This window comes from Streptomyces doebereineriae, assembly GCF_031845645.1.
GTDB lineage: Bacteria > Actinomycetota > Actinomycetes > Streptomycetales > Streptomycetaceae > Streptomyces > Streptomyces canus.
Genome location: NZ_JAVREZ010000419.1, coordinates 1 through 427, shown reverse-complemented (window position 1 = coordinate 427; position 427 = coordinate 1). Strand labels below are relative to the sequence as shown.

1 protein-coding gene is annotated in these 427 nt (G+C 67.2%); it reads right to left on the bottom strand.

From position 1 onward, the window contains the following. Positions 1–184 precede the first annotated feature (184 nt). On the bottom strand, positions 185–427 hold a 243-nt coding region (locus tag RNB18_RS52595; protein ID WP_311721129.1), incomplete at its 5' end, for a nucleotidyl transferase family protein.

The following is a 427-nucleotide window of genomic DNA, read 5'->3' as shown; positions in this document are numbered from 1 at the left end:
GACACGGAGCACACCGGCAGACTTGATCGGGTCTTCACTCTTACCGGAAGTACCGCATGCGGTGGCCAGCAACGCTGCGAGCAGTATGACGGCGAGCACGGCCCGTCTCAGGTCGTAGTGCACCGGCGCAACCTAGCAACGAGTCGGCTCGCCGCGAAGGGTTCTGCTCAGGACTGCAGGTATATCACGGGTGCCTGGGCAGCGCCGCCGGGTCGAACCGGTCCAGCATGCCGTCGAGATCCAGTGCCGGCCAGCCCAGCGACGCGCTGATCTGCTCCAGCGCCCGCTCGACGCCGATCTCGGTCAGGGTGACCGCGCCGTCGCGTTTGGCCAGCCGGGCACCGTCCTCGTTGAGCACCAGCGGAACGTGGGCGTAGATGGGTTCCGGATAGTTCAGCACCCGGGCGAGATACGCCTGGCGCGGGGA